16 protein-coding genes and 1 tRNA gene are annotated in these 19874 nt (G+C 62.1%); 3 read left to right on the top strand and 14 right to left on the bottom strand.

The window, feature by feature from the left end; genetic code table 11:
* Positions 1 to 6 precede the first annotated feature (6 nt).
* The 8 genes from truA to leuC form a co-directional block, all read right to left on the bottom strand.
* A complete protein-coding gene (gene truA / locus AC07OV_RS22670) occupies positions 7 to 831 on the bottom strand; it encodes a tRNA pseudouridine(38-40) synthase TruA (RefSeq protein ID WP_494999052.1) in 825 nt (274 codons plus the stop codon).
* A 214-nt stretch (positions 832 to 1045) separates the two neighbouring features.
* Positions 1046 to 3640, bottom strand: coding sequence for a FimV/HubP family polar landmark protein (locus AC07OV_RS22665; protein WP_495093020.1), 2595 nt, complete (start codon positions 3638 to 3640; stop codon positions 1046 to 1048).
* Between the two features lie 162 nt (positions 3641 to 3802).
* Positions 3803 to 4813: an aspartate-semialdehyde dehydrogenase gene (locus AC07OV_RS22660; RefSeq protein ID WP_176998724.1), complete on the bottom strand. Its 1011-nt coding sequence runs from the start codon at positions 4811 to 4813 to the stop codon at positions 3803 to 3805.
* A 229-nt stretch (positions 4814 to 5042) separates the two neighbouring features.
* Positions 5043 to 6155 carry an aspartate-semialdehyde dehydrogenase gene (asd, locus tag AC07OV_RS22655; protein ID WP_176998723.1) on the bottom strand — a complete coding sequence of 371 codons (1113 nt, stop codon included), beginning with the start codon at positions 6153 to 6155 and terminating at the stop codon, positions 5043 to 5045.
* Between the two features lie 64 nt (positions 6156 to 6219).
* Positions 6220 to 7302, bottom strand: a complete 1083-nt coding sequence (gene leuB / locus AC07OV_RS22650) for a 3-isopropylmalate dehydrogenase (protein ID WP_021491199.1) — start codon at positions 7300 to 7302, stop codon at positions 6220 to 6222.
* 53 nt (positions 7303 to 7355) lie between these two features.
* Positions 7356 to 8120, bottom strand: a complete 765-nt coding sequence (locus AC07OV_RS22645; RefSeq protein WP_495093019.1) for a class I SAM-dependent methyltransferase — start codon at positions 8118 to 8120, stop codon at positions 7356 to 7358.
* A gap of 130 nt (positions 8121 to 8250) precedes the next feature.
* Positions 8251 to 8895 carry a 3-isopropylmalate dehydratase small subunit gene (leuD, locus tag AC07OV_RS22640; RefSeq protein ID WP_495093018.1) on the bottom strand — a complete coding sequence of 215 codons (645 nt, stop codon included), beginning with the start codon at positions 8893 to 8895 and terminating at the stop codon, positions 8251 to 8253.
* Positions 8896 to 8905: 10 nt separating this feature from the next.
* Positions 8906 to 10324: a 3-isopropylmalate dehydratase large subunit gene (gene leuC / locus AC07OV_RS22635; protein WP_176998720.1), complete on the bottom strand. Its 1419-nt coding sequence runs from the start codon at positions 10322 to 10324 to the stop codon at positions 8906 to 8908.
* Between the two features lie 139 nt (positions 10325 to 10463).
* On the opposite strand from leuC, the gene AC07OV_RS22630 reads away from it, so the two are divergent.
* The gene (locus AC07OV_RS22630; protein WP_494999045.1) at positions 10464 to 11354 is read left to right on the top strand and encodes a LysR family transcriptional regulator; all 891 of its coding nucleotides are present in this window, start codon (positions 10464 to 10466) and stop codon (positions 11352 to 11354) included.
* A 66-nt stretch (positions 11355 to 11420) separates the two neighbouring features.
* Positions 11421 to 14699: an EAL domain-containing protein gene (locus AC07OV_RS22625; RefSeq protein WP_176998718.1), complete on the top strand. Its 3279-nt coding sequence runs from the start codon at positions 11421 to 11423 to the stop codon at positions 14697 to 14699.
* Positions 14700 to 14702: 3 nt separating this feature from the next.
* On the opposite strand, the gene AC07OV_RS22620 is transcribed toward AC07OV_RS22625, so the two are convergent.
* From AC07OV_RS22620 to AC07OV_RS22600, 5 genes are all read right to left on the bottom strand, one after another.
* On the bottom strand, positions 14703 to 15977 hold the full coding sequence (locus tag AC07OV_RS22620) for a hypothetical protein (protein ID WP_495093017.1): 1275 nt from the start codon (positions 15975 to 15977) through the stop codon (positions 14703 to 14705).
* Between the two features lie 120 nt (positions 15978 to 16097).
* Positions 16098 to 17060 (bottom strand): tRNA dihydrouridine synthase, encoded by a 963-nt coding sequence (locus AC07OV_RS22615; RefSeq protein ID WP_494999042.1) that lies wholly within the window; start codon positions 17058 to 17060, stop codon positions 16098 to 16100.
* 66 nt (positions 17061 to 17126) lie between these two features.
* Positions 17127 to 17558, bottom strand: a complete 432-nt coding sequence (locus AC07OV_RS22610) for an acyl-CoA thioesterase (protein ID WP_176998712.1) — start codon at positions 17556 to 17558, stop codon at positions 17127 to 17129.
* A 39-nt stretch (positions 17559 to 17597) separates the two neighbouring features.
* Positions 17598 to 18431 carry an alpha/beta hydrolase gene (locus AC07OV_RS22605; RefSeq protein ID WP_494999041.1) on the bottom strand — a complete coding sequence of 278 codons (834 nt, stop codon included), beginning with the start codon at positions 18429 to 18431 and terminating at the stop codon, positions 17598 to 17600.
* Between the two features lie 15 nt (positions 18432 to 18446).
* Positions 18447 to 18986 carry a TetR/AcrR family transcriptional regulator gene (locus AC07OV_RS22600; RefSeq protein ID WP_176998710.1) on the bottom strand — a complete coding sequence of 180 codons (540 nt, stop codon included), beginning with the start codon at positions 18984 to 18986 and terminating at the stop codon, positions 18447 to 18449.
* Between the two features lie 159 nt (positions 18987 to 19145).
* On the opposite strand from AC07OV_RS22600, the gene AC07OV_RS22595 reads away from it, so the two are divergent.
* Positions 19146 to 19706, top strand: a complete 561-nt coding sequence (locus tag AC07OV_RS22595) for a hypothetical protein (RefSeq protein ID WP_176998709.1) — start codon at positions 19146 to 19148, stop codon at positions 19704 to 19706.
* Positions 19707 to 19797: 91 nt separating this feature from the next.
* Here the strand turns inward: AC07OV_RS22595 and AC07OV_RS22590 are convergent.
* Positions 19798 to 19873 (bottom strand) — tRNA-Glu (locus tag AC07OV_RS22590).
* Position 19874: the final 1 nt, after the last annotated feature.

Genomic DNA, 19874 nt, shown 5'->3' with positions numbered 1-19874 from the left:
CGGGCGTCAGCCGCCAAGTTCGCTGAAGCCGGTGAGGAAGTGCGGCCCGATGAAACGATCCGGCAATTCGAACTCGTCGCGGTACTCCACGTCCACCAGGTACAGGCCAAAGGGGTGAGCCGTCACGCCACCGGTACGGCGGATCCGGCTTTCCAGCACTTCCTTGGCCCACTCCACCGGGCGCTCGCCCGTGCCGATAGTCATCAGTACACCCGCGATGTTGCGCACCATATGGTGCAGGAACGCTCCGGCGCGGATATCCAGCACGATCATCTTGCCGTGGCGGGTCACCCGCAGGTGGTGGACTTCCTTGATCGGCGACTTGGCCTGGCACTGGCCGGCACGGAACGCACTGAAGTCATGCACACCCACCAGATACTGCGCGGCCTCGGCCATGCGGTCGGCGTCCAACGGGCGGTGGTTCCAGGTGATTTCTTCGTTGAGGTGCGCCGGGCGGATCTGATCGTTGTAGATCACGTAGCGGTAACGCCGGGCGATGGCCTTGAAGCGCGCATGAAAGTGCGCAGGCATGACCTTGGCCCAACTGACGCTGACGTCATGGGGCAAATTGATATTAGCGCCCATGACCCACGCCTTCATCGAGCGCTCGGCCTGGGTATCGAAGTGCACCACCTGGCCACAGGCGTGAACGCCGGCATCCGTGCGCCCGGCGCACATCAGCGAGATTGGCGAGTCGGCGACCTTCGACAAGGCGTTTTCCAGGGTTTCCTGCACCGTGGGCACACCCGAGGCCTGGCGCTGCCAGCCGCGATAGCGCGAGCCTTTGTATTCCACGCCCAGGGCGATGCGGTAAAAGCCTGCGGCCGCCATTTCGGCGGCCGGGTTATCTATATTTGCCAAGAACTGAGAGCCTGATGAGTTGCGCAAAGGTAGCCATTATGCCGATTTGTGTGGGAGCTGGCTTGCCTGCGATGCAAGCGACGCGGTCTTTGCAGCCAAACCGAGTCGGGGCTATCGCCGGCAAGCCGGCTCCTAAAATGCAAAACGGCGACCCGAAGGCCGCCGTTGCGTCAGCAAATGCCTGTTACGCCAGTCGGCCGAGCATTTCCTTGGCCTCGCCGCGCTGGGCCTCGTCACCCTCGGTCAGCACTTCGCTGAGGATATCCCGCGCGCCGTCGGCATCCCCCATATCGATATAGGCCTGTGCCAGGTCCAGCTTGGTCGCGACCTCATCGGTGCCGGAGAGGAAATCGAACTCCGGCTCATCGCCCCCCAGCGCCGCGTCTTCAGCAGTGAAGGACGGCTCGATAGGCGGGTGTTCCAGGCTCTGGGACAGACGATCCAATTCAGCGTTGACGTCATCCAGTTCCGACGCAAATGCATCAGGCTTGGCGGCAGCAGGCGTCTCTGGCTCATCGGCCAGGGACAGGTCGAAGTCTTCCGGCAGGTCGAAATCGTCCAGCGCAGCCGGTGTGAGGGTCGGCGGCTCAACGGCTGGCACGTCCTTCATCTGGTCTTCAAGACCCGAAAGGAAGTCGTCATCGGACTGCACAGAGGTCGGCGCGTCCAGTTGCAGGTCCAGGTCAAAGTCCGACAGGTCGTCCGGGCTGGCCTTGGCTTCGGTCTGCTGTTGCAGCACCGACTCAAAGCTCAACTCATCATCCGGATTGACCACAGCCGGGGAAGCGGCCTCCAGGTCGTCCAGGCTCAGGTCGAAGTCGGTGTCGAACGCATCTGCCTCAGGGGCTGGCGTCGGCGCCGGTGCGGCCGGCTTGTCTTCCAGCAGGTCCTTGACGTACTGGGCGTCCAGCGCAGCGGCGGCAACCGCGGCACTGACACCGGCTGCCAACACGGCCATGGCCGGGAAGCGCGACTTGAGCTGCTCAACCTGGGCATGGTTTTCACCATTGGCCACCAGTTGACGCTCCTGGGTCACGAAACCGTCCTTATCGTTTTGCAGGCCGTAGACTTCCATCAGCTTCAAACGCAGGTCGCTGCGCTTTGGCTCGTGCTTGATCGCCTGCTCCAGCACATCGGCGGCCTGGTTCAGGTGGCCGCGATCGATATGGGACTGGGCCTGAGCCAAGGCATCGCTGGAATTCATCGGCGCCACTGCAACGGCCAACGGTGCGAGCACGGAGGCCACGGTTGGTGTGATTACCGGCTCCTCAACCACCGGGGCGGGGGTTGGGGCCGCTGCCAGCTTTACATTGGGAGCAGGTACCTCCAGGCCTTCGAAGCTGTCCGGTGGCAGGTCATGATCGAGGTTGGAGGTGAACTCCGGCTCCTCCGCCAGCGCCCGCGCCATGCGCAGGTGTTTTTCCTCTTCGCGGCGAGCATTGCGATGACGCGCCCACAGCAGCAGGAGCAACAACACCACCAGGCCTGCCGCACCGCCGACCACGCCGAGCACGATCGGGTTGGTCAGCAGGTCATTGAATTTGTCTTCGGTCGTGGCAGGCGCGGCTTGCGGCTTGATCGGCTCGGGGGCCGGCGCAGCGGCCTCCGGGGTTGCAGGCGCAGGCGTGGCAGGTGCCGCGGCGGCCGGAGCGTTGGCCAACTGAGCCGGCATCGCTGCCGTCGCAGGAGCAGCAGCAGCCGGGTCGCCTTTTTCGGCCTGCAAGCGCGCCAGCTGATCATTTTTCAGCTGGATCAGCTTTTGCAGCTTGTCCAACTGGCTTTGCAGGTCGGCCGCGCGGCTTTTCAGTTCTTCGTTGTCGCGACGGGTGGTGTCCAGTTGTTCCTGAGTCATCGCCAGCTTGTCGCTCAGGGCACGGTTGTCACCCGCCTTGCCCTTCGCGCCTTTCTTGGCGGACTCGGCCGAGACCAGGCTCAAATTGTCTTGGGCGTTGGTCGTCGATGGGGCACTGCCCGCCTGGGTCCGCTTGGTGGCGTCCAGTTGCTGCTTGCCGGCCACCGGGTTCGTCGCCGCGCGACGGCCCTGGCGCCAGGCATTGTTCTGCGCGGTCACCTCGGCAATGGCCTTCGATTGCGGCAGGCTGGTGGCTTGCACACGATCCGGCAGGCGCAGGACCTGGCCGGTTTTCAGGCGGTTGATGTTGCCGTCGATGAAGGCATCCGGATTAAGCGCCTGGATGGCCAGCATCGTTTGCTGCACCGACGCGCCATTGCGGTTCTTCTCGGCAATTTCCCACAAAGTATCGCGTGATGTCGTGGTGTGCTGGGCCGGTTTGCTGACAGCAGGTGCGGTACTCGCCGGCGTGTTCGCGCGCACGACGGGCGCAGGCGCTGCTGTCGGTGCAGGTGCCGACTGGTCAAACTTGGCCGGGTCGAGCAGCACGCTGTAGTCGCGCATCAGGCGGCCATTGGGCCATTGCACCTGCAACAGGAAACGCACGTAGGAATCGGGCAGCGGCTTGCTGGAGGTGACACGCACCACACTGCGGCCGTTCGGGTTGATGACCGGGGTAAACGTCAGGTCATTGAGGAACGCCTGGCGATCGACACCCGCGTCCACAAACGCCTGGGACGACGCCAGGCTCGGTGTGATCTCGGACGCGGTGAGGCCACCGACATCGAGCAATTCGATTTCCACCGACAACGGCTGGTTCAACTTCGACTTGAGGGTCATCTCCCCCAGCTGCAGCGCCTGCGCCATACCGGAGGACAGCGCCGAGGCGGCCGCTATTGCTAACACCAGTTTGCGAACTTGAACCATAGCCTCATCCTTTGTTTGAACACTCCCCGGCCCGCGAGAAGGTTGGTAACCGCTGCCATAAGGCATGGCGAGCCGATAGGTCACCGACGCGCATCTTTTGCTGCTTGGGGCCAAGCATAGCGCCTGGCTAGAATCAATCTACAAATTGCCGCCAAGTATCTTTTACACAAGGCCTTTTATCAACAACTGCGCCAGCTGTACCGCATTCAGGGCGGCGCCTTTGCGTACGTTATCTGACGTCAGCCACAGATTTAGTTCCGCGGGGTCATCCACACCTGCGCGAACCCGGCCCACGTAGACCACGTCCTGGCCCACCGCATCGCCCACGGCCGTTGGGTAATCCCCCTCCTCGACCAGCTCGATACCCGGTGCGGCGTCAAGCACGCGGTTGACCGCTGCCAGATCGACCGGCGCGCCCAATTGCAATGACACAGTCAGGCTATCGCCAAAAAACACCGGGGCTTGAACGCAGGTTGCGGAAATCTTCAGCAAAGGCATTTCCAGCACGGCGCGCAGCTCGTGTACGAGGCGCTTCTCCAGGGCTGTATGACCTTGGGCATCTGACTTGCCGACCTGGGCCAGCAGGTTGAAGGCTACCTGGCGATCAAAAAACTGAGGTTCCATCGGGCGTACGTTCAACAGCTCGGCCGTTTGACGAGCCAACTCGCTGACGGCTTCGCGGCCTTGGGCAGAGATTGCAAGGTTGGCAGTGACACTGACACGCTGGATGTCCAGCAAGCTGCGCAATGGCGCCAGCACCACCGCCAGATTGGTCGCCGATGGGCTTGGGCTGCCGAGCTGAAACGGCTTCTTCAGACCATCAAGTACGTGGGCATTGGCTTCCGGCACGACTTGGGGTGCCTGGTCACCCGGCAAGGCGCCAGACAGGTCGATCACCGAGCAACCCGCCGCCGTTGCGCGCGGGGCGAAGCTCAAGGTCACGGCCGGGCCCGCGGCAAAGAACGCCAACTGCACCTTGCTGAAGTCGAACTCGTCGACTTCCTTGACCCGCACGTTCTTGCCGCGAAACGGCACCGACGCACCCGCCGAGTTGCTGCCAGCCAGCAAATGCAGGGCGCCCACCGGGAAGTCCAGTTCTTCGAGGATCTGCACCAGGGTTTCACCGACAGTGCCGGTGGCGCCAATCACGGCGATATCAAAGGTCTGGGTCATGGGGGCTGCCTCGGGCATTGCGGGGGGAGCGGCACTTTACCGGGTGGTGGGGTAATTGGGCCAGTTTTTGTGGTGAAGCTGATGGCCCCATCGCAGGCAAGCCAGCTCCCACATTTGACCGTGCTCACAAATCAAAATGTGGGAGCTGGCTTGCCTGCGATGGGGTCTCAAGGACAACAAAAAACCCGCGCCTGTCACCAGTCGCGGGTTTTCTGATTGCCTTACGCGATCAACGCTCCAGCAGGATCCGCAGCATGCGGCGCAGCGGTTCGGCCGCGCCCCACAGCAGTTGGTCGCCAACGGTGAACGCGCCCAGGTACTGGGTGCCCATGTTCAGCTTGCGCAGGCGGCCCACCGGTACGTTCAGGGTGCCGGTGACCTTGGTCGGGCTCAGCTCCTGCATGCTGATGTCGCGGTTGTTCGGCACCAGCTTGACCCATGGGTTGTGCTGGCTGATCAACGCTTCGATATCGGCGATCGGCACGTCTTTGTTCAGCTTGATGGTCAGCGCCTGGCTGTGGCAGCGCATCGCGCCGATACGCACGCAGATGCCATCCACCGGGATCGGGTTCTTGAAGCGACCGAGGATCTTGTTGGTCTCGGCCTGGGCCTTCCACTCTTCACGGCTCTGGCCGTTCGGCAGTTCCTTGTCGATCCACGGGATCAGGCTACCGGCCAATGGCACGCCGAAGTTCTCGGTCGGGTACGCATCGCTGCGCATGGCTTCGGCCACACGGCGGTCAATGTCGAGGATCGCGCTGGCCGGGTCGGCCAGTTGATCGGCCACGGCGGCGTGGGTCGCGCCCATCTGCTTGATCAGTTCACGCATGTTCTGCGCGCCAGCACCGGAGGCCGCCTGATAGGTCATGGCACTCATCCACTCGACCAGGCCGGCTTCGAACAAGCCACCCAGGCCCATCAGCATCAGGCTGACGGTGCAGTTGCCGCCGACGTAGTTCTTGGTGCCCGCATCCAGCTGCTGGTCGATGACCTTGCGGTTCACCGGGTCGAGGATGATCACGGCGTCGTCCTGCATGCGCAGGCTCGACGCGGCGTCGATCCAGTAACCCTGCCAGCCGGCTTCGCGCAGCTTGGGGAAGACTTCGCTGGTGTAGTCGCCACCCTGGCAGGTCACAATCACGTCGAGGGTTTTCAGCTCTTCAATGCTGTAGGCGTCCTTGAGCGGGGCAATATCCTTGCCCACGGACGGCCCTTGGCCACCCACATTCGAAGTGGTGAAAAACACCGGCTCAATAAGATCGAAATCCTGCTCTTCCAGCATCCGCTGCATGAGCACGGAACCGACCATACCGCGCCAACCGATCAGACCTACACGTTTCATCGCAACTACACCTTGTTAAAAAGTGGGCCGCCTGCAGCAAACTTCTGCAAGGGGGCCCGAGAGATTACAGATTCCGCAGCGCGGCGACTACTGCGTCGCCCATTTCTTGCGTTCCAACCTTGGTGCAACCCTGCGACCAGATGTCGCCGGTGCGCAAACCCTGGTCCAGCACCAGGCTCACGGCCTTCTCGATCGCGTCCGCCGCTTCACTCAGGTTGAAGCTGTAACGCAGCATCATCGATACCGACAGAATGGTCGCCAGCGGGTTGGCAATGCCTTGTCCTGCGATGTCCGGTGCCGAGCCGTGGCAAGGCTCGTACATGCCCTTGTTGTTGGTGTCCAGGGACGCCGACGGCAGCATGCCGATGGAACCGGTGAGCATCGAAGCCTGGTCGGACAGGATGTCGCCGAACAGGTTGTCGGTGACAATCACGTCGAACTGCTTGGGCGCGCGCACCAGTTGCATGGCGGCGTTATCGACGTACATGTGGCTCAGTTCGACGTCCGGGTAGTCCTTGGCCACTTCTTCGACGATTTCGCGCCACAGCTGGCTGGAGGCCAACACGTTTGCCTTGTCGACCGAGCAGACCTTCTTGCCACGCACGCGGGCCATGTCGAAACCGACACGAGCGATACGGCGGATCTCGCTCTCGCTGTACGGCAGGGTGTCGTAGGCCTGGCGCTCGCCATTTTCCAGCTCGCGCACGCCGCGTGGCGAGCCGAAGTAGATACCGCCGGTCAGCTCGCGCACGATCAGGATGTCCAGGCCCGCGACCACTTCCGGCTTGAGGCTCGACGCGTCAGCCAGTTGCGGATAGAGGATTGCCGGGCGCAGGTTGCCGAACAGGCCCAATTGCGCACGGATCTTCAGCAGGCCGCGCTCAGGGCGGATGTCACGCTCGATCTTGTCCCATTTCGGGCCACCCACGGCGCCGAGCAGTACGGCGTCGGCCGCACGGGCGCGGTCCAGGGTCTCATCGGCCAGCGGTACGCCGTGCTTGTCGATGGCGGCGCCGCCGATCACGTCGTGGCTCAGTTCGAAGCCCAGGCTGTACTTGCTGTTGGCGAGTTCCAGGACTTTGACCGCTTCGGCCATGATTTCCGGACCAATACCGTCGCCAGGGAGAATCAGAATCTGCTTGCTCATGGGTTCCTCATTTCATCAAGCGACCCGCCCGTGGGCAGGTCGGGAAAAATCAATCAGCGCTCGGCAAAGACCACCAGCACGTCGGTGCTGAAGGTGCCGTCGGCTTGAATGTCGTAGTAATCACGCACTTCCTGACCCATCGCCTGTTGCAGCTCAAGGATGGCTGCGCGCAGCACCTCTGGCGTGCGCATGCGCTCGACCCACGAGGTGTATTCCAGGCGCAGGCGCTGGCGGCTGCTGTTGCGCACATGCAGGCCGGACTCGCTGAGCTGCTGCATCCACTCGGCGGCGCTGTAGTCGCGCACGTGGCTGGTGTCGCGCAGCACTTCGACGGTTTGCAGGTAAGTGTCCAACAGCGGGCTGCCCGGTGACAAGACATCGACAAAGGCCGCCATGCCGCCCGGCTTCAGCACCCGGCGCACTTCTCGCAGGGCCAGGCCGAGGTCGCTCCAGTGGTGGGCCGAGTAACGGCTGAACACGAAGTCGAACTCAGCATCGGCGAACGGCAAACGCTCAGCGGCGCCGTGCACGGTGCGGATGTTGCCCAGGTTACGGTCTTTCGCAGCGGCTGCGACCACATCGAGCATCTGCTGGGACAGGTCGTAGGCCACCACTTCTTTAACCAGCGGCGCCACGTGGAAGCTGACATGACCGGCACCACACCCCAAATCCAGCAGTCGCGCACTGCCCTGCCCGGCCAGTTCGGCCTGCAGCAGAGCAAATTCGGTGCCTTGGGCGTGCACGGCACTGCTCAGGTAGGCGGAGGCTTGCTCGCCGAATTGTTTTTGCACGACTTGGGTGTGGGCGGTGGTGGTCATGGTGGTTTTCCTTGGGTTTTGGGGTGTTGGTACGGGCGCTATCGCAGGCAAGCCAGCTCCCACAGTTGGAGTGCATTCCAATGTGGGAGCCGGGCTTGCCCGCGATGGGGCCCGCACGGTCTACCGCCAATCAGGCATCGCGAAACAACCAAGGCTGGCTCGCCCGGTGCCTGGCCTCAAACGCGGCAATCGCATCGCCGTCCTGCAAGGTCAGGCCGATGTCGTCCAGGCCGTTGATCAGGCAGTGCTTGCGGAAAGCGTCCACTTCAAAGTGATACACCTTGCCATCCGGACGGGTCACGGTTTGCGCGGCCAGGTCGACGGTGAGCTGGTAGCCCTCCTCGGCTTCCACTTGCTTGAACAGCTCGTCCACTTCGGCATCGCTCAGGATGATCGGCAGCAAGCCGTTCTTGAAGCTGTTGTTGAAGAAGATGTCGGCGTAGCTCGGCGCGATGATGCTGCGAAAGCCATATTCTTCCAGGGCCCATGGCGCGTGTTCACGGCTGGAACCGCAACCGAAGTTCTCGCGGGCCAGCAGCACGCTGGCGCCTTGGTAGTGTTCGGCGTTGAGCACGAAGTCCTTGTTCAGCGGGCGCTTGGAGTTGTCCTGGTAGGCGTAGCCCACGTCCAGGTAACGCCACTCGTCGAACAGGTTAGGGCCGAAACCGGTGCGTTTGATCGACTTCAAGAACTGCTTGGGGATGATCTGGTCGGTGTCGACGTTGGCACGGTCCAAAGGAGCGACAAGGCCGGTGTGTTGGGTAAAAGCACGCATCGGGTATTCCTCAGATCAATTCGCGAACGTCGATGAAACGACCGTTGACGGCAGCAGCAGCGGCCATGGCCGGGCTGACCAGGTGAGTACGCCCACCGGCACCCTGGCGGCCTTCGAAGTTACGGTTGGAGGTAGACGCGCAATGCTCGCCCGACTCCAAACGGTCCGGGTTCATCGCCAGGCACATCGAGCAGCCTGGCTCGCGCCATTCAAAACCGGCCTCGAGGAAAATCTTGTCCAGGCCTTCGGCTTCGGCTTGCGCCTTCACCAGGCCTGAGCCCGGCACCACGATGGCTTGCTTGATGGTCGAGGCCACCTTGCGGCCCTTGGCGATGACGGCTGCGGCGCGCAGGTCTTCGATCCGCGAGTTGGTGCAGGAACCGATAAATACGCGATCCAACTGAATGTCGGTGATGGCCTGGTTGGCCTGCAAACCCATGTACTTCAAGGCGCGCTCGATGGAACCACGCTTGACCAAATCGGCTTCTTTAGCCGGGTCCGGCACGTTCTGGTCGACGGCCAACACCATTTCCGGCGAGGTGCCCCAGCTGACTTGCGGCTTGATCTGGGCAGCGTCGAGTTCAACCACGGTGTCGAACACCGCATCGGCGTCGGAGACCAGGTCTTTCCAGGCTTCAACGGCAGCGTCCCAGTCAGCACCCGCGGGTGCAAATGGACGACCTTTTACGTATTCAACGGTCTTTTCGTCCGCTGCCACCATGCCCACGCGAGCACCGGCTTCGATGGACATGTTGCAGATGGTCATGCGGCCTTCGATGGACAGATCGCGGATGGCGCTGCCGGCGAACTCGATGGCGTGGCCGTTACCGCCGGCGGTGCCGATCTTGCCGATCACGGCGAGCACGATGTCCTTGGCGGTCACGCCGAACGGCAAGGTGCCCTCGACCTTGACCAACATGTTTTTCATTTTCTTGGCGACCAGGCACTGGGTGGCGAACACATGTTCCACCTCGGAGGTGCCGATGCCATGGGCCAAGGCGCCGAACGCACCGTGGGTGGAGGTGTGGGAGTCGCCGCAGACCACGGTCATGCCCGGCAAGGTGGCGCCCTGCTCCGGGCCGATCACGTGAACGATCCCTTGACGCACGTCATTCATCTTGAATTCGGTGATGCCATATTCGTCGCAATAGTCGTCGAGGGTCTGCACCTGCAAGCGCGACACCTGGTCGGCGATGGCGTCGATGCCGCCTTTGCGCTCAGGGGTAGTCGGTACGTTGTGGTCCGGGGTGGCGATGATGGAATCTACGCGCCAAGGCTTGCGCCCGGCCAGCCGCAGGCCTTCGAACGCTTGGGGCGAGGTCACTTCATGGATGATGTGACGGTCGATATAGATCAGCGACGAACCATCGTCGCGCCGTTTCACTTCATGGGAATCCCAAAGCTTGTCGTAAAGCGTTTTGCCGGCCATCAGTCGGTCCTCATCAGCGGTGTGTCATACGCCGGGCTTTTCAATAACCCTTTGGCTTGTGAGGCTGATGGTATGGCGCTACATTAAATAACTCAAATTCATATTTTTTATGCTTTGGATTACCAACTGGAATACCACAATGGACTTGGCCAACCTCAACGCCTTTATTGCCATCGCCGAGACCGGCAGCTTCTCCGGCGCCGGTGAACGCCTTCACTTGACCCAACCGGCGATCAGCAAACGCATTGCCGGCCTTGAGCAACAATTGAAGGTGCGTTTGTTCGATCGCCTGGGTCGTGAAGTCGGGCTGACCGAGGCCGGAAGGGCCTTGCTGCCCCGGGCCTATCAGATCCTCAACGTACTGGACGACACCCGCCGCGCCCTCACCAACCTCACCGGCGAAGTCAGCGGACGGCTCACTCTGGCCACCAGCCACCACATTGGCCTGCACCGCCTGCCCCCGGTGCTGCGCACCTTTACCCGGGAGTACCCCAACGTCGCGCTGGATATCCAGTTCCTCGATTCGGAAGTGGCCTACGAAGAAATCCTCCACGGCCGCGCCGAAGTGGCGGTGATCACCCTGGCACCCGACCCGCACAACCTCGTCAGCGCCACCCCCGTGTGGGATGACCCGCTGGATTTCGTGGTCGCGCCGGAACACAGCCTCACCAGCAACGGCACGGTCAGCCTGGCGGATATCGCCAAGCACCCGGCAGTTTTCCCCGGTGGCAACACCTTTACCCACCATATTGTCAGCCGGCTGTTCGAAGCCCAGGGCCTCACGCCGAACATCGCGATGAGCACTAACTACCTGGAAACTATCAAGATGATGGTGTCCATCGGCCTGGCCTGGAGCGTGTTGCCGCGCACCATGCTCGATGATCAGGTGGCAAGCATCGCTTTGCCGGGCATACAGCTCAGTCGCCAGCTAGGCTATATCGTGCACACCGAAAGGACGCTGTCGAACGCTGCGCGGGCTTTCATGAGCCTATTGGATGCACAGGTCGATCTGCCAGGGATACCGGCATGAAGCTGTGCGGCCTATAGGCCTGAACCAACCCGCGCCGAACGCCCATTGAGCGAAGGCCCTTTGATAATGCGCAACCCCGTCGATTCCGTGCCACCCCTGCCCCGCATCTACGCCCTTGACCCTCAAGAGGCGGAACAGAGCTGGGACAGCGCCCCACAGCTGCTGGCAGCCCTGAACGCTGCCCGGCTGGGTGCATGGTGCTGGGAAATCGACACCGGGCGCATCAGCTGGTCGCGGGGCACCCAGGCGCTGTTCGGCTTCGACCCCCGCCAGCCGCTGCCCAAGGACCTGGACTACCTCGACCTGCTCGCCCCCGAAGACAGCGCCCGCGTGGTGCGGGCCTTCCACGCGGTGCTGGCCGGCGAGCCGTTCGAGCAGGCCATGCACCACCGCATCCAATGGCCCGACGGCAGCCTGCATTGGCTGGAAATCAACGGCAGCCTGGCGCCGGATAAAAACGGCCGACGCCGGATGATCGGGGTGATCCGCGAAATCACCCACCAGCGCGAACGGGAAAACGCCCTTGGCCACTCCGAAAAACGCTTCGCCACGCTGTTTCACCTGTGCCCGAACATGGTACTGCTCACCCGCCAGTCCGACGGCCTGATCAGCGAGGCCAACCAGTATTTCGAGATGCTGTTCGGCTGGCCGGTCGCCGACGTCATCGGCCGTACCACCCTGGACCTGGGCCTGTGGCGCCACCCCGACCAGCGCGCGCTGCTGGTCAAGGCCACCCAGCGCAAGGGCGAGCCGATCACCATGGAGGTGCAGTTTTGCGCCAGCAACGGCCAGATCCATGACGGCACCCTCAGCGCGCAGAAGGTCGAGTTAGAGGGCGAGGCCTACCTCATCAGCACCTTCCTCGACACCACCGAGCGCAAAAACGCCGAGCAGGCTCTCAAGGACAGCCAGGAACGTCTCGACCTGGCACTGGACTCGGCGCAGTTGGGCACCTGGGACTGGCACATCCCTACCGGCATGCTCTACGGCTCGGCCCGCGCCGCCCAATTGCACGGCCTGCCACCCGAACCCTTCCATGAATCCTTCGAGGCGTTTTTCGAGGGCATGTCCGATGAAGACCGCGAGGGCATGCGCAACGCCTATCGCAGCCTGCGCGAAGGCCCGGAGGGCAACTATCAACTGACCTATCGCGTGTTGATGGAGGACGGCAGCCCGCGCTACCTGGAAAGCCGCGCCCGCCTGTACCGCGACGACGCTGGCAAGCCGCTGCGCATGGCCGGCACCTTGCTGGACATCACTGACCAGGTGGAGCGCGAGCAACGCCTGACCGCCTCCGAAGAAAAGTTCGCCAGCCTGTTCCAGGCCAGTCCCGACCCCATCTGCGTCACGTGCCTGGACAGCGGCGAGTTCATCGAGATCAACCCGGCCTTTACCCAGACGTTTGGCTGGACGGCCGCCGAGGTCATCGACAAGAGCGCCGAGCAGATCGGCCTGTGGGACGATTCGAGCAAGCGCCTGCAACGCATTGAGCGGGTGATTCGCGAGCAATCATTGAGCAACGTGGCGATTGTGGTGCACCACAAGAACGGCCAGAGCCTGACCTGTGTGATTTCCAGCCGGCTGATCAAGGTCGGCGACCAACCGTGCATCGTCACCACCTTGCGCGATATTACCCAGCAACAGCGTTCGGAAGCGGCGCTGAAGGCCAGCGAAGAGAAGTTCGCCAAGGCCTTCCATTCCAGCCCCGACGCCATCTCCATCACCGAGCGCGATACCGGCCGGTACGTGGAGGTCAATGACGGGTTCTGCCGGTTGACCGGTTATCGCGCCGAAGAAGCCATCGGCCTCACCCTGTACCAGATCGGCATCTGGGCCGATGAAAACCAGCGCGCTGCACTGCTGGCCGAGTTGCAGATCAAGGGGCGCATCCACCATCTGGAAATGCTCTGGCACAACAAGCGTGGCGAGTTGCTGGCAGTGGAGGTGTCGGTGGAGCCGATCACCCTCAACGAAATGCCCTGCCTGCTGCTGACCGCCCGTGATGTGAGCCTGCTGAAAAATGCCCAGGCGCAGATCCGCCACCTGGCCTACCACGACCCGCTGACCAACCTGCCCAACCGCGCCCTGCTGATGGACCGCCTGAGCCAGCAGATCGCCCTGCTCAAGCGCCACAACCTGCGCGGCGCGCTGCTGTTCCTCGACCTGGACCACTTCAAGCACATCAACGATTCGCTGGGGCACCCGGTGGGCGACACCGTGCTGAAAATCGTCACCGCTCGCCTGGAAGCCAGCGTGCGCATGGAAGACACCGTGGCACGCCTGGGTGGCGACGAGTTTGTGGTGCTGCTCAGCGGCCTGGACGGCACGCGCACTGAAGTCAGCGCCCAGGTGCAGGAACTGGCCGACACCCTGCGCGAGCTGCTCTCGGAGCCGATGTTCCTCGACGGCCACCGCCTGCAGGTCACGCCCAGCATCGGTGTGGCGCTGATCCCCGATCACGGCTCCACCCCTGCCGACCTGCTCAAGCGCGCCGACATCGCCCTGTACCGCGCCAAGGATTCGGGGCGCAACACCACGCAAATGTTCCACAACAGCATGCAAAGAACCGCCAGCGAACGGCTGCGCATGGAAACTGACCTGCGCCTGGCCTTGTCACGCGGCGAGTTCAGCGTGCATTACCAGCCTCAGGTGGATGCACGCGGCAACCAGATCATCGGCGCCGAAGCCCTGGTGCGCTGGCAGCACCCGCAACTGGGCGCGCAGTCACCCACCGAGTTCATCAAGGTGCTGGAAGACAGCGGCCTGATCCTGGAAGTGGGCACCTGGATTCTCGATGAAGCCTGTGCCGCCTTTCAGCAATTGATTGCCGACGGCCTGGTAGACCCGCTGAAGTTCAGCCTGTGCGTGAACATCAGCCCGCGCCAGTTTCGCCAGAACGACTTTGTCGAACGGGTGCAGCGCAGCCTCAGCCAGCACGACCTGCCGTGCAGCCTGCTGAAGCTGGAGATCACCGAAGGCATCGTGATCCAGAACCTGGACGACACCATCAGCAAGATGCGCCGCCTGAAAAAACTCGGCGTGAGCTTTGCGATGGATGATTTCGGCACCGGCTACTCCTCGCTCACCTATCTCAAGCGCCTGCCGGTGGATGCGCTGAAGATCGACCAGTCGTTTGTGCGCGATGCGACCCACGACCCCAACGACGCGGAAATTATCCGCGCCATCGTGGCCATGGCGCGCAGCTTGAATCTGGAAGTGATTGCCGAGGGCGTGGAAACCGAGGAGCAACTGGCGTTTTTGCAGAGGCTGGGTTGCCATGTGTTCCAGGGGTATTTGCATAGCCGGCCGTTGCCGATTGAGGGGTTCAGGCGGTTGTTGGGATAACGGTCATACCAGTTTGAGCGCCCAGAGACCTTTGTTTATCCACGAGGATGAGCGCAACGACTGCTTCATCCCGAACAAATCGATCGCACCGTCAATCACAACCACCGAATGGTGCCCGTCAGCCAAGGTACCAATGGCGCCCTGCGCCAACTCATTTGCGTCGCTTGCCCGAATGTAGGCGCTCAACCCCAGTCGACTCAACGCTTCACCTGACATCTCACCATCGTTAAGCGTCTCCATCGACACATCGAAACTACTTCCGGCGCGGAAGTCGTTGTTTTCCAACTGTGCACGCTTGGCGCTCACGGCATACAAGAAGTTGGCATTTTCCAAAAGTGCCGCATCGCTGCCAACGAAGTTCGAAGCACTCCTGGCCTTGCGCAACTCTTCGTGGCTCAGCGTGAGCCTGAAAGAATCTCGCATGATCACGTCGAAACCACCGGGAGTTGCAGTGACCTGCCTGTATATGTCACGCGGGTCTTGCCCGAATCGCATCATGGCCGCCTTGATCGCCGACACGGTCACGCAGTTACCCTCCTGCCCCTGATAAAAGCCGCCCCATATGTCTTTAGGTTTTTCGCTGGCAGGCGACTGATCTACGAGCCGACTCGACTGAGGCGGGCCAGCGAACATTCTGTAGCCATAATTGTTACCCACTTTGCAGGGCCAGCCATGGTCTTGCCCGACCCCTCCCACCATCAGTGCACTGCCAAAATTACGCACGCCCATCACTGCGACTACGCCTTCGCCAACCATTTCACTCGGCGACACATACTGACAAAGCCCATACACCCCCATGCCCTTCAAACATCTCAAAGTGGTTTCACCCTCAAGCGTCTTCGCCAGGGCAGCTTCAAAGCTGGCATAGCCGCCCACGCTCTGCTTGCGCTTCACAAACACCGCCAACGCAAAGTTGGCCGTCCTGACGGTCTCAGTGTCATTACCACTGAACCGCGATGCCTGCGCCACTTGATTCAGCTCATCCTGAGAGAGGTGGAGCTTGAATTCGTCCTTCATCACCACGTGATAACCGTTACCGGAAGGCATGACGTGATCAAACATATCGTTAGGTTTTGGGCCTAACGTCGCCATCATCATCTTGATCACAGCAGCATGGGTGCTGGTGTCGAAGTGCTCACCAAACCGGCGTTCAGCGACGTCGAACGCACTGACCCAACGCTTCGTTTTTTCCTTCTCGGGCGTGGAGGGCTGCTCGGTTGGGAACAGATGCCGAGGCGGCGGTGTAAAGACGGGGGTATTTAATATCGGAGCATTCATGGGCCATGATTCCTGAAGTATGTGCCCCCGGTTCGTGGAATCCGGCGCTGCTCAGTTCCGCGCATCACATTTCACAATAAGAAAAGGGCGCCAATGGCGCCCTTTCTGGAGGAGGTGTTGTTATGCCGCGACGGCGGGATGGGGCATGCCCAGCAAGCGGCTGACCTGCTCCAGGTCGGTCTCACGGCGCAAGGCCGTGAACAACTCCACCGCCTCGGGGTAATTGCGCGTCAACATTGCCAGCCATTGTTTCAAGCGGCCCGGCGCCTGGCGTTCGGTCAGTTGCTCGACCGACTGGGTCCAGAAGTCCTGAAGCATGGGCTGCATCTGCGCCCAGGTCATTTCCACGACCTCTTCACCGGCCCGCGCCGCAGCGATCTGGCGCGCCAGGTCGGGACGTGCCACCAGGCCACGGCCGAGCATGATGTCTTCGGCGCCGCTGACTTCACGGCAGCGCTTCCAGTCTTCGACGCTCCAGATGTCGCCATTGGCAAACACCGGCACCTTGACCACGTCCTGCACACGCGGGATCCACTCCCAGTGCGCGGGCGGCTTGTAGCCATCGGTCTTGGTGCGCGCATGCACCACGATATGCGCCGCGCCACCTTCGGCCAGGGCCGTGGCGCACACCAGCGCGCCGTCCGGGCTGTCGAAGCCCAGGCGCATCTTGGCAGTCACCGGGATATGCGCGGGCACCGCGCGACGTACGTGCTCAACGATCTGATTGAGCAGCTCCGGCTCCTTGAGCAGCACCGCTCCACCACGGGACTTGTTCACGGTTTTGGCGGGGCAGCCGAAGTTCAGGTCGATCACTTGCGAGCCCAACTCACAGGCCAGGGCGGCGTTTTCCGCCAGGCACACCGGGTCGGAACCCAGCAATTGCACACGCAGCGGCACGCCCGCCGCGGTGTGGGCACCGTGCAGCAGCTCCGGGGCGAGCTTGTGGAAATAGGCCGGGGTGAGCAGGCGATCGTTGACGCGGATGAACTCGGTCACACACCAGTCGATCCCGCCGACGCGGGTCAGCACGTCCCGCAGGATGTTGTCGACCAACCCCTCCATGGGCGCCAAAGCAATTTGCATGGAAAACACTCAACAAAAATCGTGGCGCAGTTTACTGGGTTTCCCACTGCAACCGCTAACCCCCCGTCAGTTGCGCAGCGCCGGGCCGTAACCGTCGAGGAACTCGGCCGGCATGCGCTTGGGCTTGCCCGTGGACAGTTCGATGCACACAAAGGTGGTCTGGGCACGCAGCAGGGTCGCACCATCGCTCGGGCGTACCAGTTGGAAGCGGCGGGTCATTTTCAGGCGCTGGTCCCAGTCGACGATCCAGGTGGCCAGTTGCAGCTCGTCGCCCTCATAGCCGGCGGCCAGGTAGTCGATCTCATGGCGCACCACCGCCATGGCACGGTCCAGGCGGCGATATTCGGTAAGGTCCAGCCCCAAGCGCTGGGAATGGCGCCACGCGCAGCGCTCCAGCCAGGACACGTACACCGCGTTATTGGCGTGCCCCAGGCCGTCGATGTCTTCAGCGGCGACCTGCAGGTCGATGATGAACGGTGTTGCCAGATCCCAGCCCATGCCTTGCTCCAGTCGATTGATGTCGGCGGGGGCAGTGTATCAGGCGGTTTGCCGCTCCTGCACACGACGGCCGGCCAGCAGGGCCAATACGCCCTCGATCACACGGGGATCGGCCAACACGCGCTGGTGCCCGCCCTGCTCCAGGCGCAGCAGGCGGCTATCAAACCAGGCCTCGTGGATGGCCTGGGACGCCTTGACCGGTACGAACGTGTCGTCTTCGGCATGTACGATCAGGCCCGGCATATTCATCTGGTAGCGAGCCACATCCAGGTGCTTGAGCGGCATGCCGAAGGTCAATTCGACCTCCTGGATAAACGCCGAGCGCGCACGCGGCGGCAAACCTACCATCCGGGTAAAGCCGCGCAGCACATCCAGGAAACGCGACGGCGCAGCAATACTGACCAGCGCCTCGGTACGCAGCCCCAGTTGCACCGCCAGCATCGCGCTGGCGCCGCCCATGGAGTGACCGACCACGGCGTGCAAGGGTGGCAACTCATTGGCCGCCTCAAGCATGGCACGGGCGAACAGCAGCACGTGCGCCTCACGCCCCGGCGAGCGACCGTGGGCCGGGCCATCCAGGGCAATCACCGAATACCCGTTTTGCACCAGGGCACTGATCAGGCTGGCGAACTGTGTTGGACGCCCTTCCCAGCCGTGCATCAACAGCACCGCTGGGCCTTGCCCCCAACGCAGGGCGGACAGACCGAAACGCAAAGTGATGCGCTCCGATTGCGCCAGCAGTGGCAGCTCCCAGTCACGCGGCGGCAGGTCGCGCGGGGTCATGAAGGTACGCCGCATCTTGCTCGCCACCGTGTGCGGCGCCAGGCGGCCAACGGTGTTATTGAAACCACGAATCCATGTCAGGGCGCCCATGATGCGAATCCTCTCTTAGCGCACGGCCGACTTGGCTGCACGGAGTACACGGTCGGACAACTCACCCGGGCCCAAGGCGCGAGCCAAGGCCAGGCCGCCGATCATCAAGGCCATGTCGGCCAGGGCCTTGTCGGTGTCTTCGGGGCTGGCGGCCAATTGGGCAGCCATCAGCTCCACGTGTTCGTTCAAGGCTTCGCGAAAGGTGTCCGGCAAGCGGGCCATCTCGCCGACAGTGGCGGGAATCGGGCAAGCCTGGGCCGTGGAGTCACGGTGCTTGCGCGACAGGTAGAACGCGGCTACCAGGCTCCTGCGCTCTTCGCCGGTCAGCTGCTCGTCCATGTCGTCAATCGACGCACGGCGCTTGGCCAACAGCTGGGTGAAAGCCTCCAGCATCAGCGCGTCCTTGCTTTCGAAGTGCGCGTAGAACCCACCGACGGTGAGCCCTGCCGCCCCCATGACTTCCCCGACGCTCGGCTCGGCCGGGCCGCGCTGGATCAAGGCCGCACTGGCAGCCTGCAGAATGCGTTCGCGGGTTTGCGCTTTTTTATCGCTCATCAAAGCCTCCGTTTCTCATGGGTTGAATATTATTACCATAATAATATTTGGCAAGCCACCAGCATGACCGCTCGTCTGAGCAGCGCATGCAAATAAATGGAATAAAACCGTCGCTTCAGCCGTTGTCGATGCAACGAACCCTACAGCGGAGAGAACGTCATGGCCTGGACGCAGCAAAACGAAAACTGCGCATGGGTGGCCGGCGAAGCCCCCTACGTCTTTGACAATGAGTACAAGGCCAACTTCATCAGCGGCTTTCGCACCGTGCTGATTTCGAAGATCGAAGCGGAAGGTGTGGGCAACCAGCCATTCGGCAAATTCTTCAACGACCGGGACGGCCACGCCGAAGCCAACTTCCTGGAGGCGTTGCGTGCCAATGAATGGGTATTCGATGCCGGCTATCAAGAGATCGTGGTAAGCATCAACAACTCACCGTGCCGACAATGCTGCGTGCTGTTCAAGCAATACATGGAAGAGATTCAGCTGCGCTTTCCGAATACCACGCTGGTCATCGAGACCGCCAACATCTATCACCCGAACGACCCGCAAGACCAGGCCTGCCTGCGCGCACTGTCGCGCCTGCCAGGTATTCGTGTGGAAATGTGGAACGTCGCACTGGTGAACGCCCAGAACCAGGGCCCGGAAGTCAGCCCTGCGCAGGAACTGGCGCGCATCAACAAATCCTTGCGCACTGCCCATGTGGTTCGACGAATGCCGTAACCCAGGGTGGGCAAAAACCCAAACGCCAGACAAACAAAAGGGCCATTCAATAATTGAATGACCCTTAAAAATCCCGCAGAGCGGGTAATCGTGGCGTCCCCTAGGGGACTCGAACCCCTGTTACCGCCGTGAAAGGGCGGTGTCCTAGGCCACTAGACGAAGGGGACA

Source organism: Pseudomonas sp. GW821-FHT09A09, from assembly GCF_059418405.1.
The sequence above is the reverse complement of the archived record's forward strand: the minus strand, read 5'-3'. Positions and strand labels throughout refer to the sequence as shown.

Coding starts and splice junctions, on each gene's coding strand:
- truA (WP_494999052.1), bottom strand. CDS start 831: ATGGCGGCCGCAGGCTTTTACCGCATCGCCCTGGGCGTGGAATACAAA.
- AC07OV_RS22665 (WP_495093020.1), bottom strand. CDS start 3,640: ATGGTTCAAGTTCGCAAACTGGTGTTAGCAATAGCGGCCGCCTCGGCG.
- AC07OV_RS22660 (WP_176998724.1), bottom strand. CDS start 4,813: ATGACCCAGACCTTTGATATCGCCGTGATTGGCGCCACCGGCACTGTC.
- asd (WP_176998723.1), bottom strand. CDS start 6,155: ATGAAACGTGTAGGTCTGATCGGTTGGCGCGGTATGGTCGGTTCCGTG.
- leuB (WP_021491199.1), bottom strand. CDS start 7,302: ATGAGCAAGCAGATTCTGATTCTCCCTGGCGACGGTATTGGTCCGGAA.
- AC07OV_RS22645 (WP_495093019.1), bottom strand. CDS start 8,120: ATGACCACCACCGCCCACACCCAAGTCGTGCAAAAACAATTCGGCGAG.
- leuD (WP_495093018.1), bottom strand. CDS start 8,895: ATGCGTGCTTTTACCCAACACACCGGCCTTGTCGCTCCTTTGGACCGT.
- leuC (WP_176998720.1), bottom strand. CDS start 10,324: ATGGCCGGCAAAACGCTTTACGACAAGCTTTGGGATTCCCATGAAGTG.
- AC07OV_RS22630 (WP_494999045.1), top strand. CDS start 10,464: ATGGACTTGGCCAACCTCAACGCCTTTATTGCCATCGCCGAGACCGGC.
- AC07OV_RS22625 (WP_176998718.1), top strand. CDS start 11,421: ATGCGCAACCCCGTCGATTCCGTGCCACCCCTGCCCCGCATCTACGCC.
- AC07OV_RS22620 (WP_495093017.1), bottom strand. CDS start 15,977: ATGAATGCTCCGATATTAAATACCCCCGTCTTTACACCGCCGCCTCGG.
- AC07OV_RS22615 (WP_494999042.1), bottom strand. CDS start 17,060: ATGCAAATTGCTTTGGCGCCCATGGAGGGGTTGGTCGACAACATCCTG.
- AC07OV_RS22610 (WP_176998712.1), bottom strand. CDS start 17,558: ATGGGCTGGGATCTGGCAACACCGTTCATCATCGACCTGCAGGTCGCC.
- AC07OV_RS22605 (WP_494999041.1), bottom strand. CDS start 18,431: ATGGGCGCCCTGACATGGATTCGTGGTTTCAATAACACCGTTGGCCGC.
- AC07OV_RS22600 (WP_176998710.1), bottom strand. CDS start 18,986: ATGAGCGATAAAAAAGCGCAAACCCGCGAACGCATTCTGCAGGCTGCC.
- AC07OV_RS22595 (WP_176998709.1), top strand. CDS start 19,146: ATGGCCTGGACGCAGCAAAACGAAAACTGCGCATGGGTGGCCGGCGAA.